This is a genomic window from Streptomyces sp. MGP-BFMKR1, assembly GCF_057766585.1.
Window position 1 is genome coordinate 626,638 of the sequence record NZ_CM173408.1, and the last position, 26,279, is coordinate 652,916.

Below are 26,279 nucleotides of genomic sequence, written 5' to 3' on the forward strand. Positions count from 1 at the left end.
CCCGGCGGCCACGCGACGGCCAGGAAGGCCGAGTTGACCGGCCCAGCCCCAGGTCAGCGCGGGTCAGTCGGTCGCCATCTGCTGGGCGTACGCCCCCGAGAGCTGGCTGCGGGAGTCCGCCAGGTAGTCGGCGAGCAGCGCCTCGGCCTCCGCGACGCGCCCCGCATCCAGCGCTTCCCAAACCTGCCTGTTGCGGGTCAAATAGGGCGCGTGAAAGCGGCGCGGGTCGGCCATCACATGGAAGACCAGGCGGAGTTCGGCGAGCACGCCGCGCATCAGGTCGTTCGTCCGCGGGCTGCCCGCCAGGGCGACGATGCCCTGGTGGAAGCGGATGTTGGCGGTGGACAGGTCCTGCCAGGCGCGCCCGCGCGCGGCCTCCTCGCCGGCGACGACGGCCGCCTCGATCGCCCGCATCGCCTCGGCGACCGCGCCCGTGTACGGGGGCTCGCCCACGCTGCGTACCGCCGCGCACTCCACCAGCGCGCGAACCCGGTAGATGTCGCCGAGGTCCTCGACCGTCACGACGCGTACGAACACTCCGCGATTGAGCTCATGCACCAGCAGACGTTCGCGGGTCAGCAGTCGGAACGCCTCCCGGAGCGTGTTGCGCGAGATGCCGAGGGCCCCCTTGATGCTGTCCTCGGAGAGCTTGGTGCCGGGCGGGAAGAAGCCCTCGGCGATGCGGTCGCGCAGCACGTCGGCCACCCGCTCCGCGGTGCTCGTGCGTCCGAGCAGCAGCCGGTCGGTCTCCAGCCTGGAGACGTCGATCACTGCCGTGAGCCGTTCGTCCGCACCGCTTGTCACGCTGGTTCTCCCTCGCCCGGTGCGACCATCGTGGGATGACCGCGTCTGCCCTGTTGAGCGCGCCGGCGCTCGGCTCGGCGCGACAGAAGTCAAGCCGAGATGTACCCGCGATCACAACAATCCCTTGTCGGATCGTTCAACAATCGTCTACGTTGAGTGTCGGCCGGTCGGCCCGGTTGCACGACAGCGGAGAGTTCTACGGATGCGGGTCGACCGGTCCACGGCGTCAGGCTCCGCGCCCCGTGGGGAGCGTGGCGTCGCCGGCGTCAGACCCGCCGACCACCCCCGGCCCCGCGCGCCAGCGGCCACGCCCCGGCGCCCGCCCCCTGCCACGACGTCGCGCGCCGCACGGCGCGCCTGCCCGAACGGACGGACATGACCGACGACGCGGACCGACCTGCGATCGACCTCAACGCCGATCTCGGAGAGGGCTTCGGTCGCTGGCACCTGACCGACGACGACGCCCTACTCTCCGTCGTCACCAGCGCCAACGTCGCCTGCGGATTCCACGCCGGCGACCCGTCGACCATGCGGCGGGTGTGCGATCTGGCCGCCGAGCGCGGCGTGGTGATCGGCGCCCAGGTCTCCTACCGCGACCTGGCCGGCTTCGGACGGCGCGCCATGGACGTACCGCCCCGCGAGCTGGCCGACGAGGTCGCGTACCAGATCGGCGCGTTGGACGTCTTCGCGCGCGCCGCCGGCGCCCGGGTGGCCTACGTCAAGCCGCACGGCGCGCTCTACAACCGGTGCGTGCACGACGAGCGGCAGGCGGCTGCCGTGGTGGACGGCGTGCGCCTGGCGAGCGACGCGCCGCTGCCCGTGCTCGGGTTGCCCGGCTCGCTACTCCTCGCGGCGGCCAGGGCGGCCGAACTGCCGGCCGTCCCCGAGGCGTTCGCCGACCGCGCGTACACCGCGCACGCCACGCTGGTGCCGCGCGGCACCCCCGGAGCGGTCATCGACGATCCGAACGCCGTGGTCAAGCGGTCGCTGACGATCGCCCGCGATCGAGCCGTGACCACCATCGACGGGGAACAGGTCGACGTGCACGCGCGGTCGCTGTGCCTGCACGGCGACACCCCGGGCGCGGCGGCGACCGCCCGCCGAGTGCGGGCCGAACTGGCGGCGGCCGGGGTCAGGTTCAGGGCCTTCGCGTGAGGGAACACGCGCCGCACGCGCCCACGACGCACCCGCCATCGGGAGACGGCGGGCCGACCCCGGCACACGACGCCGAGCACACCCGGCACATCGAGGAGGTGGCCGGCATGCCGCACCAGGCACCGGACCGCGGCGGCTTCGCCGTGCGCGGCCTGCCCGTGGGGGAGAACGCGCTGCTGCTCGAGGTGGACTCCGACGAGGCGGTCGAGGCCCTGCACGCCGAGGTGCTGCGGCGGCTCGGCACGGCGGAGCTGCCCGCCGTGCGGGACGTCGTCCCCGCCGCCCGCACCGTGCTCCTCGACGGCCTGGCCGACCCCGCGCGCACCGCCGCGCTGGCCGCCCGCTGGCACATCCCCGCGCCCACGCGCGGCCAGGGAACGGCCGTGGAGATCCCGGTGCGCTACGACGGCCCGGACCTGGCCGAGGTCGCGAAGGTGTGGGGCGTCACGCCCGACGAGGTCGTACGCATCCACTCCGGCACCGAGTTCCGCGTCGCCTTCTGCGGGTTCGCGCCCGGCTTCGGTTATCTGACCGGGCTGCCCAGCCGCTACCACGTGCCGCGCCGCGACACCCCGCGCACCCGCGTCCCGACCGGTTCCCTCGCCCTCGCCGGCCCCTACACCGGCGTCTACCCGCGGCCCTCGCCCGGCGGGTGGCAGCTCATCGGGACCTCGGACGCGGTGCTCTGGGACGCCACCCGCGACCCCGTGGCGCTCTTCGCTCCCGGCACCCGGGTCCGCTTCGTACCGTGCGACGACCGCCGCCCCGCGCACGAGGACGGCGCCGGCCCGCCCGGCGGCGCCCCCGCGCACCCCACGGCCGACCTGCCGGCCCCCGGCCGGCGCCCCGCGGTGAACGGAGCGCGCCGATGAGCGAGTTCACCACCCTGGAGGTGGTGCGCGCCGGGGCGCTCACCACCGTGCAGGACCTGGGGCGCGCGGGCCACGCGCATCTGGGCGTGCCGCGCTCGGGCGCCCTGGACGAGCCCGCGCACCGGCTCGCCAACCGCCTGGTGGGCAACCCGGAGCAGGCCGCGACCCTGGAGACGACCCTCACCGGTTGCGCCGTGCGCGTGGACCGACCCGTCACCGTCGCCGTCACCGGGGCGCCCTGCCCGGTCCGGGTGGGCGGCCGGCCCGCCCCCTGGGGCGCGCCGATCCGGCTGCCGGCCGGGGCCCGTGTGGACGTCGGCGCCGCCGCCCACGGGGTGCGCAGCTACCTCGCCTTCGCCGGCGGCGTCGACGCGGCCCCCGTGCTCGGCAGCCGCTCCACGGACGTGCTCTCCGGGCTCGGGCCCGACCCGCTGGCCGACGGTGCCGTGCTGCGGCTCGGCCCACCGACGGGCGCTGTGCCGCGCCTGGACGCGGCGCCGGCTCCCGGGCCGGCGCGCGAGTTGGTGCTGCCCCTGCTGCTCGGCCCGCGCGACGCGTGGTTCACGGCGCGGGCGCTACGCACGCTGGGCCGCGCCGCGTACGCCGTCTCCCCCGCGAGCAACAGGATCGGGCTGCGCACCGAGGGCCCGGCGCTCGAACGCGCGCGGGAGGGCGAACTGCCCAGCGAGGGCATGGCACTCGGCGCGCTCCAGGTGCCGCCGGACGGCCGGCCGGTGCTCTTCCTGCACGACCACCCGACGACCGGCGGCTACCCGGTGATCGGGGTCGTCCCCGAGCGCTGGTTGGCCGCGGCGGCGCAGGCCGTGCCGGGCACGCCGGTGCGCTTCGTGCCCCGCCGGGCGCGCTCGGTGGCACACGTCTGACGGGGGTCGCCGGGGCCGCGTCGTACGACGACGGCCGGCGCCGCCAGGGCCGGTTGGTCGACATGTCGTCCGGGCCTGGCGGCTGACCTTTTCAAACGGCTCTAAGGATTTGTCGATACGGCCGCGCCCCGCGACGCTGGGCCGTGGATGGGGAATGGGCCGCCCTTCGCGGCGATTCCCAGGGGGCATCCAGGGAGGGTGGAACGGCCCGTGTGCGGGGGACGGCCACACGTGCGGTGTCAGGCACCGTGCGGCGTCGGCCCCCGAGCCCACACGGCAGTCGCCGCCAGGCGGCGAGCCTGGGCCGGCCATCGCTGCCGATGGGCTCCGCGCGCTGAGACCGCGCGGAGCCCATCCGCCCTCCCACCCGGCCCCCGCGCGCTGACGCGACGCCCGGCGGATCCCCGCGAGCCTCGCCGAACCGTATGTCCACAGGGCGCGCCGTCCGCCGACCGACCGGGCGGGGGCGCCTTCTTGGCGCGCGCCCGTCCCCCCCGGTTGGCCGCCGTCTGACGGCTACGCGCCGATCTCGTTGTCGGCTATCCAGTTGCCGTGGAACCCGAAGGGGACGCGTCGCGGCAGGTGGACGCGTGCCACGGGAGCCGCGGTGACGTCGGCGGCGTCGAGCACGACGAGTTCGCCGCAACCGGTGTTGCCGTCGTGGACGACCGAGAGAATCCAGCCGTCGTCCTCGGCCGTGGCGCCGGGGCGCGCCACGAACGTCGGCTCCTGGGTCACGCGCCCGGCCCCGAAGTCGTGTGTCGACGCCTCGCCGGTCGTGGTGTCGAACTTGACCAGGGGGCCGGGCTCGAAGCTGCCGCCGAGGTCGCGGTTGACGTCGTCGGACAGGCGCAGGCTGGCGGGGCCGGTGCCGCCGAACCAGCCGTAGCGGTGCGGGCGCCCGAGCCACTCCGCGTTGATCCGGGGCCATTCGACACTGCGGTCGGACATGATCTGCTCGGAGACGGTCCCCCGGTCCGGGTCGATGGTCCAGCGGGCCAGCGCGGGCAGCCCGTCGGCGGGCCCGCCGAACACGTCGCGGAAGACCGTGTCGTAGCGGACCACGTCCATGACGATCGAACCGCCCGGGGCGTCGTACGCGTTGAGGACGTGGAAGACGTAGCAGCGCGGCGCGTCGCACCACGTGACCTGCCGCGCCGTGCCGCCGCGCGGCAGCACTCCCACCCGCGAGGGGTGCTCCTCGTTCCAGCGCATCGGGAGCGCGTCGCCCGTCTGAGGCACCCCCGCCTCCAGGCGGCCGACGGCGTCCGTCGACAGGGTCACCGGCAGGTCGAGCAGCACGACCCGGGTGGCGGTCAGCGCCATGTCGTGGACCATTGGGCCCCCGGAGACGGGCAGTTCGGCGGTGTGTGTCGCCTTTCCGGTGGCGTCCAGGACGACGTAGCGCAGGTGCTCGGCGTCGGGCCTGATCAGATAGTTGACGGCGTGCATCTCGCCGGTCACCGGGTCGGTCTTCGGGTGGGCGGTGAAGCCGGTGCGTAACGCCCCGTCGGCGTCCCAGGTCGCCATCCGGTTCAGGTCGGGGGCGATCGACACCGGTGCCCCGCCGCCCTCGACGAGCGCGAGGAGCCGGCCGCCCTGGGCCAGGATGTTGGTGTTGGGCGAGTCCTCGGGAACGTCACCGTGTACGAACCGGTTGCGGTACCACTCGGCGCGCCCGTCGCGCAGGCGGACGCCGTGCACCATGCCCCGCCCGACGAACCAGTGGTGGCCCCGACCGGTCTCCTCGGGCGCCGTGGGGTTGGGGCCGATCCGCAGGTAGCGGCCGTTCAGTTCGGGGGGCAGCACCCCGGTCACCGGGAGGTCGTCGACGCTGACCTCGTCGGCGACGGGGGCGAAGTTGCCGTTCAGGTAGGGGTTGTGGGTCGCGGCGCTCATCGGAACTCCGATCGTCAGATGTGACGGTGCAATGTGTACTGTTCGGATACTCCAACTCCCGGCGTCGCGCGTGCAATGCTGAGGTTCAGACCATCCGGATCGGGGCAAGGGATGCCAACGTTCTCCGCCAGCGCCTACGTCGTGCTCGGTCTCCTCGCACAGTCGGGTTCCGCCACGCCGTACGCGCTCGACCGCGAGATCCAGCAGAGCATCGGACATTTCTGGGCCTTTCCCAGGTCCCAGATCTACGCGGAGGCGGCCCGGCTCGTGCGCCACGGGCTCGTCGTGGAGGAGCGGGAGGGCTCGGGGCGCCGGCGCCGGACGCTGTCACTGACCCCGGCCGGGCGGGACCTGCTCGCCACGTGGCTCACCGGCCCGGCGGATCGGCCCACGGAGATCCACGACGAGGGCTTGTTGCGGCTCTACTTCCAGCAAGGCGGCTCGTCCGGCGCGGACCAGGTGCGACGCCTCGCCGAGCAGCAACTGCTCGCGCACCGCCGCAAGCTCGCCGAGTACGAGACGATCCTCGCGACGGCCCCGGCCGCGGACGAACCCCCGGCGGACCCTCCTGGGCTCGGCCTGACCTTCCAGCCCCCGCAGGCCGCCGCCCTGGCGTACGGCCTGCGGTTCGAGCGGATGGCCATCGACTTCTGGTCGGAGATCGCCGAGCGCGGCGCCGACGTGGTGGACCCGCGCGTTCCGGTGGCCGAGGCGGATGGCGAGCAGCAGTGATCCGAGGCTCGGTACGCGGGTGTCGGTGTGCCGAGGCGTCGGGTGTCACGGCTCGCGGTCGCCGATAGCGCGCCGGCTCCGGGGAAAAACCGTGGGGGCTATTCCTCGGGCTTCCCGTAGCCCCCGCCCCCCGGCGTGTGCACCACCAGGGCATCACCCGCCGCCGCCCGCACCACGTCGCACCCGGCCAGCGTGCGCACGCCGCCGTCGGCGCGCTCCAGCAGGTTGACCCCGAGGGCGCCCGGCTCACCGCCGGCCATGCCGCACGGGGCGACCCCGCGGTGGCCGGTGAGCAGGGCGATGGTCATCGGTTCGAGGCAGCGGATGCGCCGCGTCACCCCGCAGCCGCCGCGCCAGCGGCCCCGCCCGCCGCTCCCCCGCCGCACGGCGAAGGTCTCCACGCGCACCGGGTAGCGCCATTCGAGCACCTCGGGGTCGGTTAGCCGGGAGTTGGTCATATGGGTCTGGACCGCGTCGGCGCCGTCGAAGCCGTCGCCGGCCCCGGAGCCGCTGGCCAGCGTCTCGTAGTACTGCACCCGGTCGTTGCCGAAGGTGATGTTGTTCATCGTCCCCGAGCCCTCCGCCTGCACGCCGAGGGCCCCGTACAGCGCGCCGGTGACCGCCTGCGAGGTCTCCACGTTGCCCGCGACGGTGGCCGCCGGGTACGTCGGCGCCAGCATCGAGCCCGCGGGGATGCGCACGTCGAGCGGGGCCAGGCAGCCGCTGTTGAGCGGGATGTCGTGCGCGACCAGGGTGCGGAAGACGTAGAGCACCGCGGCCATCACCACCGAGCTTGGCGCGTTGGCGTTGCCCGGCTGCTGCGCGGAGGTGCCAGCGAAGTCCACGACGGCGCCGCGCGTGCGGTGGTCCACGCGCAGCGCGACCTGGATGACGGCGCCGCTGTCGGTCTCGTAGCGGTACGAACCGTCGCGCAGGCCGGCGATGATGGCGCGCACCGACTCCTCGGCGTTGGCCCGCACGTGGCGCATGTAGGCGTGCACGACGTCGAGGCCGAACTGGTCGATCATCCGACGCAGTTCCCCGACGCCCTTCTCGTTGGCGGCGATCTGGGCCCGCAGGTCGGCCAGGTTGGTCTCCGGCGCGCGGGAGGGGTAGCGGGCCGAGGTGAGCAAGTGACGCGTCTCGCGCTCGCGCAGTTCCCCGCCGCGCACCAGCAGCCAGTTGTCGAAGAGGACGCCCTCCTCCTCGATGGTGCGGCTGAAGGCGGGCATCGAGCCGGGGGTGCTGCCACCGATGTCGGCGTGGTGGCCGCGCGAGGCGACGAGGAACAGCAGTCGCCGCCCGGCGTCGTCGAAGACCGGTGTGACCACGGTGACGTCGGGCAGGTGGGTGCCCCCGTGGTACGGGTCGTTGATCGCGTAGACGTCGCCCGGGCGCATCGCGCCGGCGTTGCGCCGCAGCACCTCCTTGATCGACTCGCCCATCGAGCCCAGGTGCACCGGGATGTGCGGGGCGTTGGCGATCAGGTTGCCCTCGGCGTCGAAGAGCGCGCAGGAGAAGTCGAGGCGCTCCTTGATGTTGACCGAGTGCGCGGTGTTCTCCAGGCGCACCCCCATCTGCTCGGCGATCGCCATGAAGAGGCTGTTGAAGACCTCAAGGAGCACCGGGTCGGCGCCGGTGCCCGCCGCGACGGTGCGCGGCCGGGGGCGTACCCGGGTCAACAGCAGGTGCCCCCGCTCGCCGACGCTGGCCCGCCAGTCCGGCTCGACGACGGTGGTGGCGTCCGCCTCCACGACGAGGGCGGGCCCGCCGAGCGTGTCGCCCGGGCGCAGGTCGGCGCGCTGGTACAGGCGCGTCGGCCGCCAGCGGCCGTCGGCGAACATCCGGACGGTGGGCGGCGGTTGGGTCGCTCCCCCCACGCCCACCACGCCCGCCGCACCCGCCGCGTCCTCGCGCGCGGCGGGCCCGGTGCTCACGTGGGTGGGCGCCGCCGCGCACCTGGCCTCGACCGCGACGGCCTCCGCGACCAGCGGCTTGTCCATGGTGAAGGCGTAGCGGGCGCGGTGCTCGCGCTCGAAGTCGGCCGTCATCGCCGCGGCGTCGGCCAGCGGCACGGCGATGGCCGAGTCGGTGCCGGCGTACCGCAGGTGGACCCGGGTCACGGTGGTGATCGCCTCGCTGGGCAGGCCGTCGGCGGCCAGCTCCGCCCGGGTGCGCTCGGCCAGTTCCGCGCTGACCGAACGCACCCGGTCCATGCCCGCCGGGTCGTCGACGCGGACCTCGACGGCCGCCTCGCGCATCGCGGTGGCGTCGGCCACCCCGATGCCGTACGCGGAGAGCACGCCGGCCAGCGGCGGGACGATGACGGTGTTGATGCCGAGCGCGTCGGCGACGGCGCAGGCGTGCTGGCCGCCGGCGCCGCCGAAGGTGGTCAGCGCGTACCGCGTGACGTCGTGGCCGCGCTGTACGGAGATCTTCTTGACGGCGGTCGCCATGTTGAGCACGGCGATGTCGAGGTAGCCGGCCGCGACCTGTTCGGGCCCGCGACGGTCACCGGTCGCGGCGGCGATCTCGGCGGCCAGCGCGGCGAACCCCTCGCGCACGGCCGCCACGTCCAGCGGCTGGTCGGCGTGCGGGCCGAAGACGGCGGGGAAGTGGTCGGCCTGGAGACGGCCGAGCATCACGTTGGCGTCGGTGACGGTCAGCGGCCCGCCGCGGCGGTAGCAGGCGGGGCCGGGTACCGCGCCGGCGGAGTCGGGGCCGACCCGGTAGCGCTGGCCGTCGAAGCGCAGCACCGAGCCGCCGCCCGCGGCGACGGTGTGGATGTTCATCATCGGGGCCCGCATCCGCACCCCGGCCACCTCGGTGCCGTAGACCCGCTCGAACTCGCCGGCGTAGTGCGACACGTCGGTGGAGGTGCCGCCCATGTCGAAGCCGATGACGCGCTCGTGGCCGGCCTCGGCCGCCGAGCGGGCCATGCCGACGACGCCACCGGCGGGCCCGGAGAGCACCGCGTCCTTGCCACGGAAGTGCGCCGCCTCCCGCAGCCCGCCGTTGGACTGCATGAACATCAGCCGGATGCCGCGCAGTTCGCCGGCCACCTCCTCGACGTAGCGCCGCAGGATGGGCGAGAGGTACGCGTCGACGACGGTGGTGTCGCCGCGCGGCACCAGCTTCATCAGCGGGCTCACCTCGTGCGAGCAGCTCACCTGGGCGAAGCCCACCTCCCGGGCCACGGCGCCGACGGCCCGCTCGTGCTGGGGGTACCGGTAGCCGTGGGTGAGGACGACGGCGGCGGCCCGCAGGCCGTCGCCGTGAGCGGCCCGCAGCTCCCGCCGCACGGCGTCCAGTTCCAGCGGTCGCACCACCTCCCCGTGCGCGCCGAGCCGCTCGGGGACCTCGATCACGCGGGCGTAGAGCGCCTCGGGCAGCGTGATGTGCCGGTCGAAGATGCGCGGCCGGTTCTGGTACGCGATGCGCAGCGCGTCCCGGAACCCCTCGGTCACCACCAGGACGGTGGGCTCGCCCGAGCGTTCGAGCAGGGCGTTGGTGGCCACCGTGGTGCCCATCTTGACGACGGCGATCCGCTCGGCGGGCAGCGGCTGCCCGGGCGCGAGGCCGAGCGTGTCGCGGATGCCGGCGACGGCCGCGTCCCGCGCCCGCTCGGGGTGGTGCGACAGCAGCTTCCTGGTCACCAGGCGCCCGTCCGGCCGCCGGCCCACGACGTCCGTGAAGGTGCCGCCCCGATCGATCCAGAACTCCCAGCGTCCCGTCGTCATCCCCGCATTGTCACAGCGCACAGCGGTACGGAGCGGGTACGCGGCCGGGGGGCGAGTGATCTGGACCGGTACGGGGGTAGGGGCGCGGGGCGCCTGTCGGGCGTCGCCGGGATCGGGAGGGGCGGGGACGGGGACGGGCGGGGTCACGCCGCGCTGCCGGCGCCCAGGGCGTGCGCGGGCGCGCCACGCGTGGCCGTCAGCGCGCCGCGGGTGGCCGCGCGCGCCCGCGCGTCCAGCAGGTGCGCGGTGCCCGTCAGGTGGTGGCCACTCTCCAGGGCGGCCTGCCGGACCAGGTCCGGCAGCAGGTCGCGGCACCGGTCGAAGACCCAGCGCGTGCCGCGCGTGGCCAGCCACCAGGTGCCGCCGGCGAACGTCGGCGGCGGGCCGTCGGACTCGACCGAGGGCGCGGGCCCGAGCCGCGCGCCCCGCCGGCCGAGCGCCGCGTGGAACTCCCGGGCCAGCAGCCGGTGGCCCAGCTCGCTGGGGTGTAGCCGGTCCACGCCGCGCGCCGCCCGGTCCGTCACCCAGGCGCACCCGGCCAGGTGCACGTGGACCGCCCCGTACCGCCGGGCCAGCACGTGCACCACCGTGTTGAGGGCCCGTATCCGACGGGTCAGGGGCGCGGCCAGCGGGCGCGGCAGGCCCAGCGCGCGCCCCGGGTCGGGCAGGCAGGCGGTGAGCAGGACGGCGCCGTCGGCGCGCAGGCCGCGCATCGCCAGGTCGAGCGCCCGCGCGAACTGCCCGATGTCGAACGCCGCGCGCAACGTGTCGTTGCCGCCCACCACCACGGAGGCCAACTGGGGCCGCGACCGGCGGGCGGCGGGCAACTGCGCCTCGACCATCTCGGCGACCAGCGCCCCGCTACGGGCGAGGTTGGTGAACTCCACCCGGCGCGGACGCCCCTCCAGCCGCCCGCCCACTCCGACGTACGGGCTGCCCGCCAGGTCACCGGACCGGGCCGGGTCCGGGTCCGCCCCGGCCACGCCCGCGCACCCGCCGACGGGCTCGGTGGCGCGGCCCGGGGCGTCGTCGGGGACCAGGGCGCCCGCCAGCAGCGCGGCCCAGCCCCGCCAGCCCCCGCCGGGCGCGGGATCTCCGACGCCCGCGGTGAGCGAGTCGCCCAGGGCCACGAACCGGAACGGGGCCGCCCGGTCGGCGGGGCCCGGCGCGGCCGACGCGGGCCCCGCCGGGCCCCGGCCGGCCGCGATGTCGCGGTCGGCCGGGGTGCCGGGTTCAGCCGGGGCGCCGAGGTCAGCCGGGGTGCCGGCGTCGGGAAGCGGCGCCGTGGGTGGCCCGCCGGGCGCCCACCACGCCGTCATGAGCCGCCTCCCCCCGGCGGCCTGGGCCCCCGCGCCGCCGCGACCACGGCGTCCGCCGTAGGCGCCGGCTCCGTCGGGGCTGGCGGTCCCGCGTCGTGCGCGGCCAGGAAGGCGGCCACCGCGAGCGGCCAGCCGAACTCCTCGGCGCGCGCCCGCGCCGCCTCGCGGCGGGCCGGCTCCGGGCGGGCCAGCACGTCCTCGACGGCGTCCGCGAAGGCCGAGCCGTCGTCGGCGGCGCTGACGCCCGCCCTGTCAACGATGTCAGGCAGCGCCGACGAGGCACTGACCACCACCGGCGTACCGCAGGCCAACGCCTCCAGCGCGGCGAGCCCGAACGTCTCGGCCGGCCCGGGCGCCAGCACCACGTCGGCGCTCGCCTGCCACGCGGCCAGCTCCGCCCGGTGCGCCACGTGGCCCAGGAAGGTGACCGGCAGCCCCTCGACGCGGGCGCGCTCGGCCAGCCGGGGGCGCAGCGGCCCGTCCCCCGCCACCACCAGGTGCACGGCGACCCCGCGCCGGCGCAGCGCGGCCACGGCGTCCAGGGCCCGCCCCGGCCGCTTCTCCGGCGACAGCCGCGAGCACATCACCAGGAGCCTGGTCGCCCCGCTCACGTGGCGGGCCCGCAGCGCGGCGCTGTACCAGGCGGGGTGGCACTTCTGCAGATCGACGCCGAGCGGGGCGCGGACGAGGTTGCGCACGCCGAGCCGTACGAACTCCCGCGCGGCCCACTCCGTCGTGCACACCACGCGCGCGTACGCCCGGGCCGTGCGCAGGTTCAGCCGGTCGGCGGCGTAGCCCGCGGCGGCCGGCGGGACGCCCCAGGTGCGCAGCACGGCGTCGGCGCTCTCGTGGGAGACCATGACCGCGGGCACGCGGGCCGCTCTGGCCCACTCCCCCGTCCACCGCAGCGTGGTGCGGTCGGAGACCTCAAGGCGGTCCGGGGCGAGGCGCTCAAGGAGTCGGGCCAGGTGGCGTCGGCCGGTGAGCACCCGGTAGCCGCCGGTGCCGGGCAGCTCGTGGCCGGGGACGGTGATCACCCGCCCCTGCGCGGTGGCCTCGTCGGAGGCCCGTTCGCCGGGGATGACCAGGACCGGTTCGTGGCCCGCGGCCCGGTAGCCGGCGCCGAGTTCGCGCAGCGCGGTGCGCAGCCCGCCGGAGGTCGGGGTGACGAAGTTGGCGAGCCGCACGATGCGCAGCGGGCGTAGGGGGTGCGGTTGGTGCGGGGCCGGGGGCCCGGGTACGGGAGCCGTGGACAGCGAGGGAGGCGCGGAGGGCGAGGCGTGTCGGGGGGAGTGGAGTTCCGTCATGCCGCCCTGCCCTCCGCGACCCGCTCCGTGCGCTCGGCCAGGACCTCGGCGTAGTGGTCGAGCAGGAGGTCGCCCACCATCTCCCAGGTGCGCCCCTCCACGGCGACGCGGCCGGCCCGGCCGAGGTCGGCTCGCAGCCGCGGTGATTCGGCCAACAGCGCGACCGCGTCGAGCACGGCGGCCGAGTCGCCCGGGGGCACCAGCAGCCCGGTGCGCCCGTGCGCGATCAGGTCGAGCGGCCCGCCCACGGCAGGGGCGACCACCGGCAAGCCACTGGCCTGCGCCTCCTGCACGGTCTGGCAGAACGTCTCCTGCGGCCCGGTGTGCACGAAGACGTCCAACGAGGCGAAGACGCGCGCGAGTTCGTCGCCGGTGCGGCGGCCGAGGAAGCGGGCCCCGGGCAGCGCCGCGCGCAGCCCGGCCGCGCTCGGCCCGTCGCCGACGACGACCAACCGCACGCCGGGCAGGGCGGCCACCGGAGCGAGCAGTTCGACGCATTTCTCGGGCGCCAGCCGGCCGACGTAGCCGACGATCAGCTCGCCGCCCGGGGCGAGGCCACGGCGCAGTTCGGGATCGCGCAGCGCGGGGCGGAAGCGGGCGGTGTCGACGCCGCGTGGCCACAGCGCGATCCGTGGCACGCCGTGCTCGGCGAGGTCGCGGGCGGCGGCGGTGGACGGGGCGAGGGTGCGGTCGGCGGCGGCGTGCACGGCCCGTATCCGGCGCCAGGCGGCGGACTCGCCGGTGCCGAGGTAGGTGCGCGCGTAGCCGCCGATGTCGGTCTGGTAGACGGCGACGGCGGGGACGCCCAGCCGGGTCGCCGCGGCCATGCCGCGTACGCCGAGGATGAACGGGCTGGCCAGGTGGACGAGGTCGGCACGGTGCGCGGTCAGGGTGGTGGCGAGCCGGCGGCTGGGCAGGGCGACGCGCACCTGCGGGTAGCCGGGCAGCGGCAGCGAGGGGACGCGGACGACCGGGTAGGGGTGGGTGCCGTCGTTGTCCGCCGGGCAGTCGTGCGCCCCGGCCGGGGCGAGGACCAGGGGCTGGTGGCCGCGCCGGGCGAGGTGCTGGGCGGTCTGCAGGGCGCAGTGGGAGACGCCGTTGATGTCGGGGGGAAAGGATTCGGTGACGATGGCGACACGCATACCGGTGTTGTCGGCGCGCGGAACGTGACCCGGGCCACGTGGATCTTTCCGATCAGGAAACGTCCCATGAGCGTTCGCCGCTGGTGGGTGCGGGTTCTGCCCTGCCGGACGGGTCTGTCCGGAAAACGCCCCCACGGCACGTCGCCCCCGACACCACCCGCGGCCCGGTGCCGCCCCCGCCCGCCGTGCCCGCGCCACCCGCGGCCGGGGCGGACGGGCGCGCCACCCGCGCCCGTGGTCGGGGCGTACGGCGTGGGCGTACGGCGGGGGCGCCCGTCGGGCCCCGGGCCAGGCGCGCGGGCGTGCGCCGGGGCCGCGCTCGGGACGGCTCGCGATCAGCGCGGCGAGGGCCGGCGCCGGGGGGTCAGAGGGAGGCCGTGTCCGGGTCGATCCGGCTGCGCACGGCGGTCTGCACCTCGGCCTCCTCGGCCGGGTCCGCGGCGAGCCGGCGCAACTGGTCCACGACGCGGGAGTCGGCCGTGGCGGCGTGCCGGGCGGCGAGTTCGCGGGTCGACTCCTCGCAGTCCCACAGGCACTCCACCGCGAACCCGGCCGCGAAGGACGGGTCGGTGGCCGCCAGCGCACGCGCCGACCTGCCGCGGAGCTGCGAGGACGAGGTCTCGCGGTAGATGTGGCGCAGCACCGGCGCCGCGCAGGCGATGGTGAGCCGGCCCGCCCCGTCCACCAGGTCCCACAGCGGCGCGGCGTCGGGGCCCTCGGTGCGCGCCACGCGGCGCAGCGCGCTCAGCACCACGGTGGCGTCGCGCTGGCCGCCCCTGCGGGCGAGGAGCGAGGCGGCGGCGGAGCCGAGCGCGTCGTCGCGGCGCGCCCAGTTCCGGGCCCTGATCAGCGAGGCGTTGCTGCGCATGCGCTCGAAGGCGCCGATGGCCGCGTCGGCCACCAGGGACGAGGGGGACTCGGCCGCCGCCTCGATGAGGGCGAGCGACTCGGGGGCGTGCTGTTCGGCCAGGTACCGCAGGGCGGTGGCGCGCGCGGCGTCGGGGCCGTGGGTGGCCGCGGCGACGATGGCCGGGTGGTCGTCGGGGCCGGCGACGGCCGTCAGGCAGCGGGCGGCCGGTCCCTGCCGGTCCTGCGTGGGGTGCTGGTCCAGGCCCTGCTGGGCCCAGTCGAGCACCTCCCGTACGCTCCAACCCGGCCGTGGCCCGGTCGGCCTGAGCTGCCGCTGCCAGCGGTCGAAGCAGCCGCTCTCCAGGGCGGCGCGCACGCGGGCGGCGTTGCCCGGCTCGGACGTGTCCTCCGCCCACAGCCGCCAGGGGCGTGGCTCGAAGGCGTCCCTGGCCGCCGTCGCGAGCGCGGCCTCCCCCTCGGGGGTGTGCGGGAAGCGGGCCAGCACGAGGCCGCTGAGGGCGCGCAGCCCGCTGTCGTCGTCCCGCAGCGCCAACTCGTCGAGGGCCCACTGCCAGTTGCCGCCCGTCGCCGCGTACCGGCGCAGCAGGTGCAGAGCGTCATCGCGCCCGTACGAAGCGAGGTGGCCGAGGACGGCGAGGGCGAGCCCGGTGCGCTCCTCGGCGGTGTCGATGAGGTCGTCCGGGTGGAAGAGGTGTTGTTCGATCTCTTCAAGTCCGCCGTCGAGCTCCATGCAGAGCCTGGCGTAGTACAGCGAGCGGTTCTCCACCTGCCAGTCGCGGCGTGGATCGCGCAGCACGCAGTGGTGCAGCGCTTCGAGCGCCTCGGCTCGCGGTGCCGCGAGGGCGTGCAGGGTCCCGTCACCGCGGCCTCGCTGGAGGAGGCCGAGTAGGGAGCCGCTGGGCGCTATGTCTGGATCGAACATGAGGTCAGCATCCGGGGCGGGGGGTTGGGCTGGCAACGGGATTTCCTTCGATCGGCATTCTTGCCGATGTCCGCGCCGGTATGCCTGATGAACGGCAGCGGCCACGCGTCCCGAGCGCCGCAGCCTACCCGGAAGCCCTCGCTCCGCGAATGTGCCCGGCATATCCACGGGAGGCCGCTGGCATATGTCAAGAGCACCACCGTATCGGGTATTGCCAAATCCCTTACAGTCCGTCGCAGCCTGTGCGACAGTCGTCACCGGCCCTTCCGTCCAATCTGGTCGCGCCGCGCCTGTATCGGAGTACGTCCCATGCCGTCGCCCCTCTTCGCGGACCGTCCCGCACCGCAGCCGCCCGAGCGCGGCGCCCTCGACGCACTGATCTCGCAGACCCGCCGACTGCGCGGCGGCCTGGACGCCGTCCGCCGTGGGTCCGGGGTCGAGGACGAGCATTTCGAGGATCCGCGCGCCCGCTGGCAGCGCGCCCTGTGCGAGTTGGCCGTCCACCACCTGGACGATCTCGGCGAGCACCTGGGACAGCTTCGCGAGGGAGTGCCGACCGACCTCGAGGAGACGCCGCCCCGCGAGCGCCGCCCCGCCGCGCCGCCGGAGCCCGAGCACCGCTCGTTGCTGAGCCGCGTCGGCAGCGCCGAGTGGAACCTGCTCACCGACGAGGTGACCTGGTCGCCGGAGCTCTACGAGATCTTCGGGCGGCAGCCGGCCGACGGCGGCCTCTCCCTGGACGAGCTGCCCTCGTGGGTGCACCCCGCGGACCAGGCGGCGCTGACCGCGATGGTCACCGACTGCCTGGTGGACGGCACGCCGATCGACGGCGAGTTCCGCATCATGGGCCCGGGCCCGCGCGAGCGCACGGTGCACATGATGGGCGAGCCGGTCCTCGAAGCCGACGGAAGCACCGGCTCCATGTGGGCCGTGCTGCGCGACGTCAGCGCGCTGCGCCGCAGCCAGCAGGCCGTGCGCGAGTCCCGCGACTCCCTCCAGCGCGAGCGGCACATCGCGCAGACCGAGCACCGCCTCGCGGTCGAACTCCAGGAGGCCGTCCTCCCCCCCTGGCGCGGCTCGCTGCGCCTGCCGCACCCGACGGGCGAGGACTCCCTCGACCTCGCGGCCCACTACTTCCCCTCCGCCATCAGCGCGCTGATCGGCGGCGACTGGTACGACGCGCTGCACCTGCCCGACGGGCGCACCCTGCTCAGCGTCGGCGACCTGACCGGCCACGGGGTGGCCGCCACCTCGGGCATGGCCACCCTGCTCGGCGCGCTGCGCGGGATGGCCGTGGCCGGCGTGGAGCCGGGCCCGCTGATGGGGTTCCTGAACCACATGCTCGACGCCGCGCCCCAACCGGCGCTCGGCAGCGCCATCTGCGCCCTCTACGACCCCCGCGCCCACACCCTCACCTGGTCCCAGGCCGGTCACCCCGCCCCGCTGCTGTTCCGCGGCGGAGCGGGGTGGTCGCTGCGACCGCCGGAGGGCGTGCTGCTCGGCGCCACCTCCGGGGCGACGTACACCCAGCGCACCGAGGTGCTGGAGCCGGGCGACATGCTCGTCCTGCACACCGACGGGCTGGCGCCCCGAGGCCCGCTGGTCGGTGACGCGACGGGAGCCGAGCGGCTGCTGCGCCTCGCCGACCGGTTCGCCTCGGCCCGTACGGCACAGGAGTGCGTGCGGAGCGTCGCCGAGATCTTCGGCAACGAGGAGCGCGAGGACGACGCGTGTGTCCTCATCGCCCGGATCGGCCCCGACGCATGAGCCGCCACCGCCCGCACACCGCCACGGCGGGGGTTCGTGCGAGGTACGACCACACCGTCGGTCGTGCGTCGGCCCCGGCCACCCGGCACGGTGGTGGGCGCGCGCTGGTCACGCCACAGTGCCCCACGGCGGCCGTGCCTGCCCCGCTCGCGGCGACCGCGTCGCTGACCGGTGTGCCATGCGCTTACGTGGCCCCGCCCACCGGCGGGCTCGGACCTGGGTGACCCCGGGTCAACTCCCGCAGTCGGGTCGGCCATCGCGTACGGGCCCGCGTCGGCCTGCGTGACGAGGGCCTCGGGAGAGGGTGAAGGTCGTGGCGACGGGCCGTCAGACGGTGGCCCCGCGCTCCGGTCCTTCGCCACCGCGATGCGGCAGCGCCTCCTTGATCTCCTCCCGCAGGTTCCGGATCTGCGCCTGGCTCGCGTACTGTCCGGTGAGCCGGTACATCTCGCGCAGCCGGTCCCAGGTGCGCAGTGAGGATGTCTCGCCGATGGTGACCAGGGCCAACCGCGCGTAGCGGTCGCCTTTTTCCGGCTCGTCGTCGATGAAGCAGGCCGAGGCCATGGAGATGTGGTCGAAGATCTGCGACCGCTCCCGGCCCCCCACGCGCAGCCGCAGCGCCTCCTTCGCGTGGTGCTGCGCGACGACCGCGGCACCGGGCTCGTGTTCGGCGAGCGTGCGGTACGCCAGGGCCTGCATGCCGTGCAGGTCGGCCTCGTCGAACATCTGCATCCAACTCGGCGGCGGCACGTCGCCCTTGTCCGAGACGAAGAGTTCCTCCGCCTCGCCCAGCGTGCGGCGCATGGCCTGGCCTCGGCCCATCGACGCCTGGGCCCACGCCTCGATGGTGTGCAGCATGGCGCGGGTGCGCGGCAGGGCCTCCTCGCCCGAGCCGGACTTGGCCAGCTTCATGAGGTCCAGGGCCTCGTCGGGCCGTCCGAGGTGCACCATCTGCCGTGCGGCCCGGGACAGCGCCTCACCGGCCCGGGGACGGTCGCCCCCCTCGCGCGCGGCGTGGGCGGCGATCACGAAGTACTTCTGGGCGGTGGGCTCAAGGCCCACGTCGTGGGACATCCAGCCGGCCAGGACCGCCAGGTTGGCCGCCACCCCCCACAACCTGCGCTGGAGATGCGGCGGGTGGTGGTAGGCGAGCATGCCGCCCACCTCGTTGAGCTGGCCCACCACCGCCTTGCGCTGGAGTCCGCCACCACGGGAGGCGTCCCAGGCGCGGAAGATGTCAACGGACTTCTCCAGCGCCTCGATCTCGGCGGAGCCCACGGGCGCCGCCTCGTAGCGGTCGAAACTGGCGTGGTCGGCGGCGTGCGAACCGGGGTGGAAGGGGGCGTCGGTTGACAGGGCGGGATCGGCGTGCAGCCAGTCGTACATGGCGCTGCTGAGCACGGAGCCCGCGGTGAGCGCGGCTCCCGCGCCCACCAGGCTGCGTCGGTTGAACATGAGGTCCATTCCCGTGAATTCGGTGAGGACCTGGGCCGTACGCCCGGGCGCCCAGGGCAGAGCGTCGTGGGCTTGCCCTTTACCCGCGCGTCCATGGCGGCCGAATCCGAGGTCCTCGATGGTCACGACACGACCGAGTCGCTCGGTGAACAGGGCGGCCAACACCTTCGGTACGGGATCGCGAGGCGTCTCGCCGGTCTCGATCCATCGCCGCACCCGCGAGGTGTCGGTCGCCAGTTGCGGATGGCCCATGGCCGCCGCCTGCCGGTTCACGAGTCTCGCGAGTTCCCCCTTGGACCAGCCGGCGAGGCCGAACAGGTCCGAAAGACGGGTGTTGGGTTCCCTCGTCACGTCAAGCCCCCAGGTTCTCGGCTGAGTTGACAGTAGCCCCAGGGGTGGGGGGTAGCGAGCATTCGCCAGGGTTCGCCAGGGTCCGCCAGATGGTGTGCCACCCGTGCGCGGGTGTCCTGTAGGAACGCGCCACCCTCCCCTGGCTTTCGGGCTCAGGTGACGCAACCACGTGCGGTGATGTCGCGGGCTTCGCGGCAGGGCGGCGCGTGGCGTGCCGGCTCCCGAGCCGGCGCGGCCCCTCCCAGGAACCGTCACGACAGTGCCGGGGCCCGCCACGGCGGCGCCACCCTGTTCCGGGCTTGCGCACCGTGTCCGCGCGCCGGGGCACCAGCCCGGCAGGCGGACCGCATTCCCCAGGGTGCGGTCACCTCCGGGTCTGGAGCGCACGCACTTGCCGGCACACGAAGGGATCTGTCTCGCCCATGTACACAGCACCGTCCCCCGTGTCCGCCCCTCTTCGGCCGCATCGCCCACACGCCGGCGGCGGGCCGTACCTCGATCCCAGCCGCGGCGGACGGGCGCGACGCGCTGAGGGCGCCCTTCCCCAGCCGCTGAACGGGAGGCTCGACCTGTCCGGCCCGCAGGGGGCCCGGTTGCGGACGGCCATCGCGGCGGTGCACCGGGTCTGTCCCGAGTTCAACCCCGTCCAGGTGTTGCGTCGCGGCGGGCGCTCGGTCCTCCTGGTCGGCACGACGGGGCGGACCACGGCGGTCGCGAAGTGTCTGCTCGACCACTCCCCGGCCTGGGCGGACCGGTTCCATCACGAAATAGCTGCTTACCGGGCCTTCGTACGGCACCGCCCGCCGGTGCGCGTACCACGGCTCATCGCCGCCGACCCCGACAACTGCACGCTGGTCATGGAGCGCGTGCCGGGGCGGGTCACGACCCCGCAACGGCATCCGACCGAGCCGCCGCCGCGCACCGACCTGCGCAGCGCGCTCGCCGCGATCCACCGGGTCAACGCCTGGCGCCCGCCGCCCGGCCTGTTCGACGCTCCCATCGACTACGCCGCCCGACTGGCCCGCTACCACGAGCTGGGGCTGCTGACCGACCGGGACATCGGCGATCTCCAGAAGCTGCTGCACGGCATCGCGCAGGCCCAGGGCCGGCAGACCCAGGGGCAGTTCTGCCACGGCGAGGCGGTGCTCTCGAACATGCTGTTCACGCCGTCGGGGGCGGCGCTGATCGACTGGGACCACGCGGGGTGGTACCTGCCGGGCTACGACCTGGCCACCCTGTGGGTGGTGGTGGGCGCCGACGCCGCGCTCGCGCGGCGGCAGATCTCCCAGTTGGCGCAGAGCGCGGGGTGCGCGGCGCGGGACGCGTTCCTGGTCAACCTCATGCTGGTGCTGACCCGGGAGATCCGCATGTACGAGACGGCCGTGCAGCGCACGATGCGCGATCCCGCCCCGGCGGCCCCCGGCGAGCCGGGCGCCGGGGCCGGTGAGCGGCAGCGACTGTTGTTGCGGCGGCTGCACGACGACTGCGCGCTCGCGCGGCGTGCCGTGCGCGCCGCGGTCGGCACGCGCTGAGCCGGCGCTGAGCCGGCGCTGAGCCGGCGTGGATCTCACCGCCCCTGCCGGCGCCGCCGCGACACGGCGCCGACAGGGGCAACGCGCCCTGGCACGAAGGTCAGTTGAGAAACCGGCTCGGACGTGATTGACGAGCCCCTCGCCAGCAGCTACCTCTAAGTGGGTTCAGCCCCGCACGCCCGATCGCTCCCGCGCGCCACCCCGCGTGGGAGCTACGGCTCAGCTTGAGGAGGCTGCGTTGCCAAGGTTGCCAGGATTCACCCGGAAACGAACGGCGGCGAGCGGCTACGCCGGCCGTCGTGCCCGGCCGTCATCGCGCGCGTTCAGCGCCACGGCGTCGATCGCCCTGCTCCTGCCGCTGCTGGCCGCGGCCCCCACGGCCACGGCCGACCAGCCGCGCGGCGGCGGGCTCCAGCAGGCGTTCACGGCCGCGGCGGAGCGCTACGACGTGCCGCGCGAGGTGCTGCTCGGCGTCTCGTACCTCCAGTCCCGCTGGGACGGCCACCGGGGCGCGCCCAGCGTCGGCGGTGGCTACGGGCCGATGCACCTCACCGACGCGGCCACGGCGCTGACCTCGGCCACGCACCACGCGCACGGTGCCGAGGACCCGCGGGGGGACGACGCGCGAACGCCCTGGAGGGCGACCCCCGTACCACCCGAGCCGCCCGCGGCGGACGACCTGCCGGCGCGCCTGCGCACCCTGGAGCGGGCCCAGCGGCTGACCGGGTTGCCGGCCCGGGAGCTGCGGGAGAGCCCCGCGGCCAACGTGCACGGCGGCGCGGCGCTGCTCGCCGCCGCGCAGAAACGTCTCAACCTGCCGCTCAGCCCCGATCCGGCCCGCTGGTACGCGGCGGTCGCCGACTACGCCGGGGCCGCCGACACCGCGACGGCCAAAGCGTTCGCGGACGAGGTGTACGCGGTGCTGCGCACCGGGGCCCAGCGCACCACCGACGCGGGTGAGCGGGTGCGGCTCGACCGGCACCCCGGCCTGCGCCCCGACGTCGCGACGCTGCGCCGGCTCGGCCTGCCCGCCGGTGAGCGGGGGCCGGGCGTCGAGTGTCCGCGCGGCGTGTCCTGCGAGTCGGTGCCCGCGCCGTACCAGGAGCTCGGGGACGGCGACTACGGCAACCACGACAAGGCCGACCGCCCCGCGTCGCAGCGGATCGACTACATCATCGTGCACGACACGGAGGGCTACTGGGACACCGCGCTCAAGCTGGTGCAGGACCCGACGTACGTCTCCTGGCACTACACCCTGCGGGCCTCGGACGGGCACATCGCGCAGCACGTGCCGACCAGGGACGTCGGCTGGCACGCCGGCAACTGGTACGTCAACGCCAAGTCGGTGGGCCTTGAGCACGAGGGGTTCCTGACGGCGCCGGACGCCTGGTACACCGAGGCGATGTACCGGTCGTCGGCGCGGCTGGTGCGCTATCTGGCCCGGCGGTACGACGTCCCGCTGGACCGGCAGCACATCCTGGGCCACGACAACGTGCCGGGCACCGTCACCTCGTCCATCAGGGGCATGCACACCGATCCCGGCCCGTACTGGGACTGGGCGCACTACTTCCGGCTGCTCGGCGCCCCGCTGCGGCAGACGGCGGGGCCCGACGGCGGGCTGGTCACCATCCGCCCGGACTACGACCGGCACCAGCCGGACTACACCGACTGCGGTAAGCCGGGCCAGCCGTGCGCGCCGCACGGCTCCGGCGCCGTGCGGCTGCACACCGCGCCGCGCGCGGACGCGCCGCTGGTCTCGGACGTGGGGCTGCGCCCGGACGGGTCGCCGGCGACGACCGGGGTCAACGACACCGGCGCCCGCGCCTCCACCGGTCAGCGCTACGCGGTGGCCGGGCGCGAGGGCGACTGGACGGCGATCTGGTACCTGGGCCAGCGCGCGTGGTTCCACAACCCCGCTCAGCGGCCGACGGCCGTGCACGCCGCCGGCTGGGTGGTGACGCCACGGCCCGGCAGGAGCGAGGTGCCGGTGTACGGCCGGGCGTACCCGGAGCCGGCGGCCTACCCGCAGGGCGTGCCGGTACAGGCGGTGTCGCCGCTGCCGTACGCGCTGAAGGCGGGCCAGCGGTACGCGGTGGGGCTGCGGACCCGGGGCGAGTACCTGTGGGCGACGACCTTCGACCCGGCCGGGCACAAGGTGGTGCGCGGCGAGGAGACGTACTACCAGATCCAGTTCGGGCACCGGGTGGCGTTCGTGCGGGCGGCGGACGTGACGGTGCGGCCCTCGGGGCGGTAGCCGGACGGGAGGGGGTAGGCGAAGGCCCCCGGTGCGCCGATGCGCCGGGGGCCTCGTCGGATGTCGCGGGTTCGCCGTCGGGGGCTCGCCCGGTCGTGGCTCGCCTGTCGTCAGCCCTGCTGGAAGAGTTCCGCCGGCAGCGGCTTCAGGAGCCGGTAGAGGTCGTCGGTGATGGGCCGGTCCCAGCTCGCGATGGTGACCAGGACGCCGTCGCTGCGGTCGAACTGCACGCAGGAGACCCGGCTCTCGGAGAGCTTGATGCGGCGCACGATCAGCAGGTTGTCCTCGTGCATCACGGGGCTGTCCTCGGACGAGACGACCTGCACGGGCTCGTCGTTGCCCAGCGCGTCCAGGAGCTGCGTCACCTCGAAGGGCACGCCCTCGCCCACCTCGCGGACGGGCGAGCCGGCCGGCAGGTTCCCGATGATCATCGCGGGCCCGCGTCCGCCGAACAGGTCGTACCGCAGGAACACGCCCTGACAGCTACCGTCCGGCGCGGGCAGCAGCCCGGCCCCCAGGTCGCCGGGCCAGTCCCCCGGGTCCATGGCGAGGACATCGAAGTCCGGACCTGTCGGCGTGGCGGCGCTGCGGCGGCGGAGAAACGACATGCCGACATGGTACGTGCCCGGAGGGAGGGCGTGCGGCGCCCGGGGAGTCGCCCAGCGCGATCCCTCGGCCACGGTTATCGAAGATCGAAAGCCCCGGTTAATTTATCCACGACTACAGAAGAACCGGCGGTGCCGGACCGCTGACCGCCGGTGGCGGCGGGCCTCCGGTCGCCGGCTCGGCGGGCGCGCGGGCTCAGGGGGTGGCGCGCGGCCCGCCCGTGGTGTTCCAGCGGATCTCGCCGTCCACCACCTCGTCGGACGCGGTCAGGCCAAGCGCCCGGGCGATGGCCATGGAGGCGTCGTGGCGTGGGTGGATGTACGCGACCAGCCCGGTCACTCCCAGGTTCCGCAGCCAACTCGCCATCGCGAGCGCCCCCTCGCGCGCGTAGCCGCTGCCCTGGTAGGGGACGCCGACCACCCAGGCGAGCGACGCCTCCAGCCCTCCCGTGGCCGGGCGGTTCAGCGTCGCCTGGACGGTGCCGACCACCTGCCCGTCCGCTCTCCGGCGCAGGATCCAGTTCAGCCATCCCTGGCTGCCGTCCGGCGACCGGCCCGCCTCCTGGCGGGCGTACCGGTCTTCGAGCCGCGCGAGCGAGCTGGGCGCCCCGCCGGTCCAGGTGTGCAGCCGGACGTCGTCGAAGACGCCCACCGCCTCGCGCGCGTGTGCGCGGCGGAGCGGCTCCAGGCGCAGGCGCGGCGTCGTCAGCGGGGTCGCGGCGGGCCAGGGCGTGGGCACGGTCATGGGGGCACCCTAGGCAGACGGCCGCTCTGCGGATGGCGGCGGTGTGGGCCGTGGGCTGGCGTGGACGCGCGCGAGCTGCCCGGGCCGCTGGTGCGCGGCCGGGGCAGCTCGTGTGCCCTGACGCCGGTGCGGCGCCGGGCGGGGTCCTGCGGGCCGGGCCGGCGGGGCCCGGCGGTGGGCCACGGCGGGTGGCCCCCTGGGTCAGGTCAGGTCGAACTCGCCGTCACGCGCGCCGAGTACGAAGGCACGCCACTCGGCAGGGGTGAAGATCAGCGCGGGGCCCTCCGGGTGACGGCCGTCCCGCATCGCGATGTACCCCTCGACGAAGGCGATCTGGACGTCACCCGATCCCTGGCTGCTCGACTGCCACTGCGCGTCGCTGAGGTCGAGTTGCGGCTTCTTGCCGCCCGCCAGTGTTTGTTCAGTGGTGCTGTCGGCCACGTCCGTGCTCCTCCCGGTTCGTCATCCGGAGTCAGCCTATCCACGGGTCGGGGCCGCGGGACAGGTCACTGCGGAAGATGCCCGACCGCACCGGGAGGAGCAGCCGCACACCCGTACGAGGCGCGGAGAAGTTGCGCCCAAGACGGGGAGGATCGGCAACCGAACGGCGACGGAGGCGTGATGGCCGGGCGACGACCGTCCACACGACGCGACGCGTCCCGACTAACGGGGCTACGGGGCTACGGGGCCAGCGTCCCGGCCGAGGCGATGGGTGGTGGCGCGCACACCGAGCGCAGAGCGCGTGCGAGGGCCACGCCGTGCGGTCCGTCCAGCGCCTGGTCCCGGTGCGCGCGGGCGGCCTCGGGCAGCAGCGCGACGGGGCACAGCCAGGCGGTGCGGGCGGGTTCGGAGGCGGCGACGGCGCGGACGAGGCCGCCGTTGATCCGGTTGATCTCCGCCCGGACCCGGGCCAGGTCGGGTCGTTCGGTCGGGGCCTGGTCCGGCGCGGCGCGCCACCGGCGGTGCAGGGCGCGCTGGACGAGCTTGTTCGCCTCGATCTGGTCCCGGAAGACGGCGACCGTCGCCACCGGGTCGCCGCCCACCTCGCCCGCCTGCCGGGCGACGGCGGCCAGGACCTGTCGTTCGCGCTCCGGGTCGTCGATGGGCTGCCCGGTCCCCCACTTCGCCGCGGCCACCAGGTCGGCGGTCCGCAGCCGCCGCGCCGACAGCTCGGCCAGCGGTCGCAGCGCGCCGCGCGGCCCGGCCCAGGCCGGCGCGGGCGGGGCGTGGCTCGATGTCTCAACAACAAGTGCCCCGCTTGCGAACGGTGTTGGGCCACGGTCGTGCGCCGGCGCGGCCGTCGCCGCCCGGGGCGCGGCGGCGAGCGCGAGCACGGCGAGGGTGCCGATCAGTACGGCCCGCGAGCGGGGCACGTCGCGCACCGCACGCATCAGCTTCCCGTCGCCGGCGGTGGGGCGTCGGCCGGCCCGGTCGGGGGCGTGGCCTCCAGCACGAAGACGGGGATCACGCGGTCGGTCTTCTCCTGGTACTCGGCGTACGGCGGGTACGCGGCGACCGCCCGCTCCCACCACGCGGCCTTCTCCTCCCCGGTGACCTCACGGGCCGTCATGTCCCGGCGCACGGCGCCGTCCTGCAGCTCGACGTGCGGGTCGGAGGCGACGTTGGCGTACCAGAGCGGGTGGCGCGGGGAGCCGCCGTTCGAGGCCACGGCCGCGTACCGTCCCTCGTGTTCCACGCGCATCAGCGGGATCTTGCGGATCCTGCCGCTCCGCGCGCCGCGCGTCGTGAGGATGACGACGGGCAGGCCCGTGTCCCACAGCGTCGCCCCCCGGGTGCCGCCCGAACTCTCGTACAACGCGACCTGTTCGCGCACCCACCGCACCGGATGCGGTGCGTACTCACCCTCTAGCGGCATCGCCTTCACCCCTCGTCGCGTACGGAACGTGTGGGGTAGCTCACCACA

At 75.2% G+C, this 26,279-nt stretch carries 20 protein-coding genes; 7 read left to right on the forward strand and 13 right to left on the reverse strand.

The window, feature by feature from the left end; all coding sequences use genetic code 11:
* Positions 1 to 63 precede the first annotated feature (63 nt).
* Positions 64 to 804, reverse strand: coding sequence for a GntR family transcriptional regulator (locus AC3CHW_RS02185; protein WP_398607092.1), 741 nt, complete (start codon positions 802 to 804; stop codon positions 64 to 66).
* A 375-nt stretch (positions 805 to 1,179) separates the two neighbouring features.
* On the opposite strand from AC3CHW_RS02185, the gene AC3CHW_RS02190 reads away from it, so the two are divergent.
* The 3 genes from AC3CHW_RS02190 to AC3CHW_RS02200 all read left to right on the forward strand — a co-directional run bounded on the left by AC3CHW_RS02190 (position 1,180) and on the right by AC3CHW_RS02200 (position 3,715).
* Positions 1,180 to 1,959: a LamB/YcsF family protein gene (locus AC3CHW_RS02190; protein ID WP_176165397.1), complete on the forward strand. Its 780-nt coding sequence runs from the start codon at positions 1,180 to 1,182 to the stop codon at positions 1,957 to 1,959.
* A 107-nt stretch (positions 1,960 to 2,066) separates the two neighbouring features.
* Positions 2,067 to 2,831: a 5-oxoprolinase subunit B family protein gene (locus tag AC3CHW_RS02195; RefSeq protein ID WP_488470939.1), complete on the forward strand. Its 765-nt coding sequence runs from the start codon at positions 2,067 to 2,069 to the stop codon at positions 2,829 to 2,831.
* Positions 2,828 to 3,715, forward strand: a complete 888-nt coding sequence (locus AC3CHW_RS02200) for a 5-oxoprolinase subunit C family protein (RefSeq protein WP_488469359.1) — start codon at positions 2,828 to 2,830, stop codon at positions 3,713 to 3,715. The genes AC3CHW_RS02195 and AC3CHW_RS02200 overlap by 4 nt, the downstream gene beginning before the upstream one ends.
* A gap of 516 nt (positions 3,716 to 4,231) precedes the next feature.
* Here AC3CHW_RS02200 and AC3CHW_RS02205 read toward each other — a convergent pair.
* On the reverse strand, positions 4,232 to 5,614 hold the full coding sequence (locus AC3CHW_RS02205) for a carotenoid oxygenase family protein (protein WP_488469360.1): 1,383 nt from the start codon (positions 5,612 to 5,614) through the stop codon (positions 4,232 to 4,234).
* Positions 5,615 to 5,725: 111 nt separating this feature from the next.
* On the opposite strand from AC3CHW_RS02205, the gene AC3CHW_RS02210 reads away from it, so the two are divergent.
* Positions 5,726 to 6,346: a PadR family transcriptional regulator gene (locus AC3CHW_RS02210; protein ID WP_398607089.1), complete on the forward strand. Its 621-nt coding sequence runs from the start codon at positions 5,726 to 5,728 to the stop codon at positions 6,344 to 6,346.
* A gap of 98 nt (positions 6,347 to 6,444) precedes the next feature.
* On the opposite strand, the gene AC3CHW_RS02215 is transcribed toward AC3CHW_RS02210, so the two are convergent.
* From AC3CHW_RS02215 to AC3CHW_RS02235, 5 genes are all read right to left on the reverse strand, one after another.
* A complete protein-coding gene (locus AC3CHW_RS02215) occupies positions 6,445 to 10,086 on the reverse strand; it encodes a hydantoinase B/oxoprolinase family protein (protein ID WP_488469361.1) in 3,642 nt (1,213 codons plus the stop codon).
* Between the two features lie 143 nt (positions 10,087 to 10,229).
* Positions 10,230 to 11,405, reverse strand: a complete 1,176-nt coding sequence (locus tag AC3CHW_RS02220) for an SGNH/GDSL hydrolase family protein (RefSeq protein WP_488469362.1) — start codon at positions 11,403 to 11,405, stop codon at positions 10,230 to 10,232.
* Complete coding sequence (locus tag AC3CHW_RS02225) at positions 11,402 to 12,712, reverse strand: glycosyltransferase (protein ID WP_488469363.1); 1,311 nt, start codon at positions 12,710 to 12,712, stop codon at positions 11,402 to 11,404. Before AC3CHW_RS02225 ends, AC3CHW_RS02220 begins: the two co-directional genes overlap by 4 nt.
* A complete protein-coding gene (locus AC3CHW_RS02230; RefSeq protein ID WP_488469364.1) occupies positions 12,709 to 13,854 on the reverse strand; it encodes a glycosyltransferase family 4 protein in 1,146 nt (381 codons plus the stop codon). Before AC3CHW_RS02230 ends, AC3CHW_RS02225 begins: the two co-directional genes overlap by 4 nt.
* Positions 13,855 to 14,218: 364 nt before the next feature.
* On the reverse strand, positions 14,219 to 15,646 hold the full coding sequence (locus AC3CHW_RS02235; RefSeq protein ID WP_488469365.1) for a HEAT repeat domain-containing protein: 1,428 nt from the start codon (positions 15,644 to 15,646) through the stop codon (positions 14,219 to 14,221).
* A 309-nt stretch (positions 15,647 to 15,955) separates the two neighbouring features.
* Between AC3CHW_RS02235 and AC3CHW_RS02240 the strand changes: the two genes are divergently transcribed.
* On the forward strand, positions 15,956 to 17,413 hold the full coding sequence (locus AC3CHW_RS02240; protein ID WP_488469366.1) for a PP2C family protein-serine/threonine phosphatase: 1,458 nt from the start codon (positions 15,956 to 15,958) through the stop codon (positions 17,411 to 17,413).
* 327 nt (positions 17,414 to 17,740) lie between these two features.
* Here the strand turns inward: AC3CHW_RS02240 and AC3CHW_RS02245 are convergent, their stop codons facing one another.
* Positions 17,741 to 19,219 carry a DNA-binding protein NsdB gene (locus AC3CHW_RS02245; RefSeq protein WP_398607082.1) on the reverse strand — a complete coding sequence of 493 codons (1,479 nt, stop codon included), beginning with the start codon at positions 19,217 to 19,219 and terminating at the stop codon, positions 17,741 to 17,743.
* Positions 19,220 to 19,641: 422 nt separating this feature from the next.
* Here AC3CHW_RS02245 and AC3CHW_RS02250 point away from each other — a divergent pair, with 422 nt between their 5' ends.
* Both AC3CHW_RS02250 and AC3CHW_RS02255 read left to right on the forward strand, forming a co-directional pair.
* Positions 19,642 to 20,751, forward strand: coding sequence for an aminoglycoside phosphotransferase family protein (locus tag AC3CHW_RS02250; protein WP_488469367.1), 1,110 nt, complete (start codon positions 19,642 to 19,644; stop codon positions 20,749 to 20,751).
* Between the two features lie 247 nt (positions 20,752 to 20,998).
* Entirely contained in the window at positions 20,999 to 23,005 is a 2,007-nt protein-coding gene (locus AC3CHW_RS02255) for an N-acetylmuramoyl-L-alanine amidase (RefSeq protein WP_488470940.1), read from the forward strand.
* 110 nt (positions 23,006 to 23,115) lie between these two features.
* Here AC3CHW_RS02255 and AC3CHW_RS02260 read toward each other — a convergent pair whose 3' ends face one another.
* From AC3CHW_RS02260 to AC3CHW_RS02280, 5 genes are all read right to left on the reverse strand, one after another.
* Complete coding sequence (locus AC3CHW_RS02260) at positions 23,116 to 23,613, reverse strand: hypothetical protein (protein WP_277318813.1); 498 nt, start codon at positions 23,611 to 23,613, stop codon at positions 23,116 to 23,118.
* Positions 23,614 to 23,806: 193 nt separating this feature from the next.
* Positions 23,807 to 24,355, reverse strand: a complete 549-nt coding sequence (locus AC3CHW_RS02265; RefSeq protein WP_488469368.1) for a GNAT family N-acetyltransferase — start codon at positions 24,353 to 24,355, stop codon at positions 23,807 to 23,809.
* Positions 24,356 to 24,556: 201 nt separating this feature from the next.
* Positions 24,557 to 24,796, reverse strand: coding sequence for a DUF397 domain-containing protein (locus AC3CHW_RS02270; protein ID WP_398607079.1), 240 nt, complete (start codon positions 24,794 to 24,796; stop codon positions 24,557 to 24,559).
* Between the two features lie 239 nt (positions 24,797 to 25,035).
* On the reverse strand, positions 25,036 to 25,746 hold the full coding sequence (aroQ, locus tag AC3CHW_RS02275; RefSeq protein ID WP_488469369.1) for a gamma subclass chorismate mutase AroQ: 711 nt from the start codon (positions 25,744 to 25,746) through the stop codon (positions 25,036 to 25,038).
* Positions 25,746 to 26,231 carry a nitroreductase family deazaflavin-dependent oxidoreductase gene (locus AC3CHW_RS02280; protein WP_488469370.1) on the reverse strand — a complete coding sequence of 162 codons (486 nt, stop codon included), beginning with the start codon at positions 26,229 to 26,231 and terminating at the stop codon, positions 25,746 to 25,748. The genes aroQ and AC3CHW_RS02280 overlap by 1 nt, the downstream gene beginning before the upstream one ends.
* Positions 26,232 to 26,279 lie beyond the last annotated feature (48 nt).

Coding starts and splice junctions, on each gene's coding strand:
- AC3CHW_RS02190 (WP_176165397.1), top strand. CDS start 1,180: ATGACCGACGACGCGGACCGACCTGCGATCGACCTCAACGCCGATCTC.
- AC3CHW_RS02195 (WP_488470939.1), top strand. CDS start 2,067: ATGCCGCACCAGGCACCGGACCGCGGCGGCTTCGCCGTGCGCGGCCTG.
- AC3CHW_RS02200 (WP_488469359.1), top strand. CDS start 2,828: ATGAGCGAGTTCACCACCCTGGAGGTGGTGCGCGCCGGGGCGCTCACC.
- AC3CHW_RS02205 (WP_488469360.1), bottom strand. CDS start 5,614: ATGAGCGCCGCGACCCACAACCCCTACCTGAACGGCAACTTCGCCCCC.
- AC3CHW_RS02210 (WP_398607089.1), top strand. CDS start 5,726: ATGCCAACGTTCTCCGCCAGCGCCTACGTCGTGCTCGGTCTCCTCGCA.
- AC3CHW_RS02215 (WP_488469361.1), bottom strand. CDS start 10,086: ATGACGACGGGACGCTGGGAGTTCTGGATCGATCGGGGCGGCACCTTC.
- AC3CHW_RS02220 (WP_488469362.1), bottom strand. CDS start 11,405: ATGACGGCGTGGTGGGCGCCCGGCGGGCCACCCACGGCGCCGCTTCCC.
- AC3CHW_RS02225 (WP_488469363.1), bottom strand. CDS start 12,712: ATGACGGAACTCCACTCCCCCCGACACGCCTCGCCCTCCGCGCCTCCC.
- AC3CHW_RS02230 (WP_488469364.1), bottom strand. CDS start 13,854: ATGCGTGTCGCCATCGTCACCGAATCCTTTCCCCCCGACATCAACGGC.
- AC3CHW_RS02235 (WP_488469365.1), bottom strand. CDS start 15,646: ATGTTCGATCCAGACATAGCGCCCAGCGGCTCCCTACTCGGCCTCCTC.
- AC3CHW_RS02240 (WP_488469366.1), top strand. CDS start 15,956: ATGCCGTCGCCCCTCTTCGCGGACCGTCCCGCACCGCAGCCGCCCGAG.
- AC3CHW_RS02250 (WP_488469367.1), top strand. CDS start 19,642: ATGTACACAGCACCGTCCCCCGTGTCCGCCCCTCTTCGGCCGCATCGC.
- AC3CHW_RS02260 (WP_277318813.1), bottom strand. CDS start 23,613: ATGTCGTTTCTCCGCCGCCGCAGCGCCGCCACGCCGACAGGTCCGGAC.
- AC3CHW_RS02265 (WP_488469368.1), bottom strand. CDS start 24,355: ATGACCGTGCCCACGCCCTGGCCCGCCGCGACCCCGCTGACGACGCCG.
- aroQ (WP_488469369.1), bottom strand. CDS start 25,746: ATGCGTGCGGTGCGCGACGTGCCCCGCTCGCGGGCCGTACTGATCGGC.
- AC3CHW_RS02280 (WP_488469370.1), bottom strand. CDS start 26,231: ATGCCGCTAGAGGGTGAGTACGCACCGCATCCGGTGCGGTGGGTGCGC.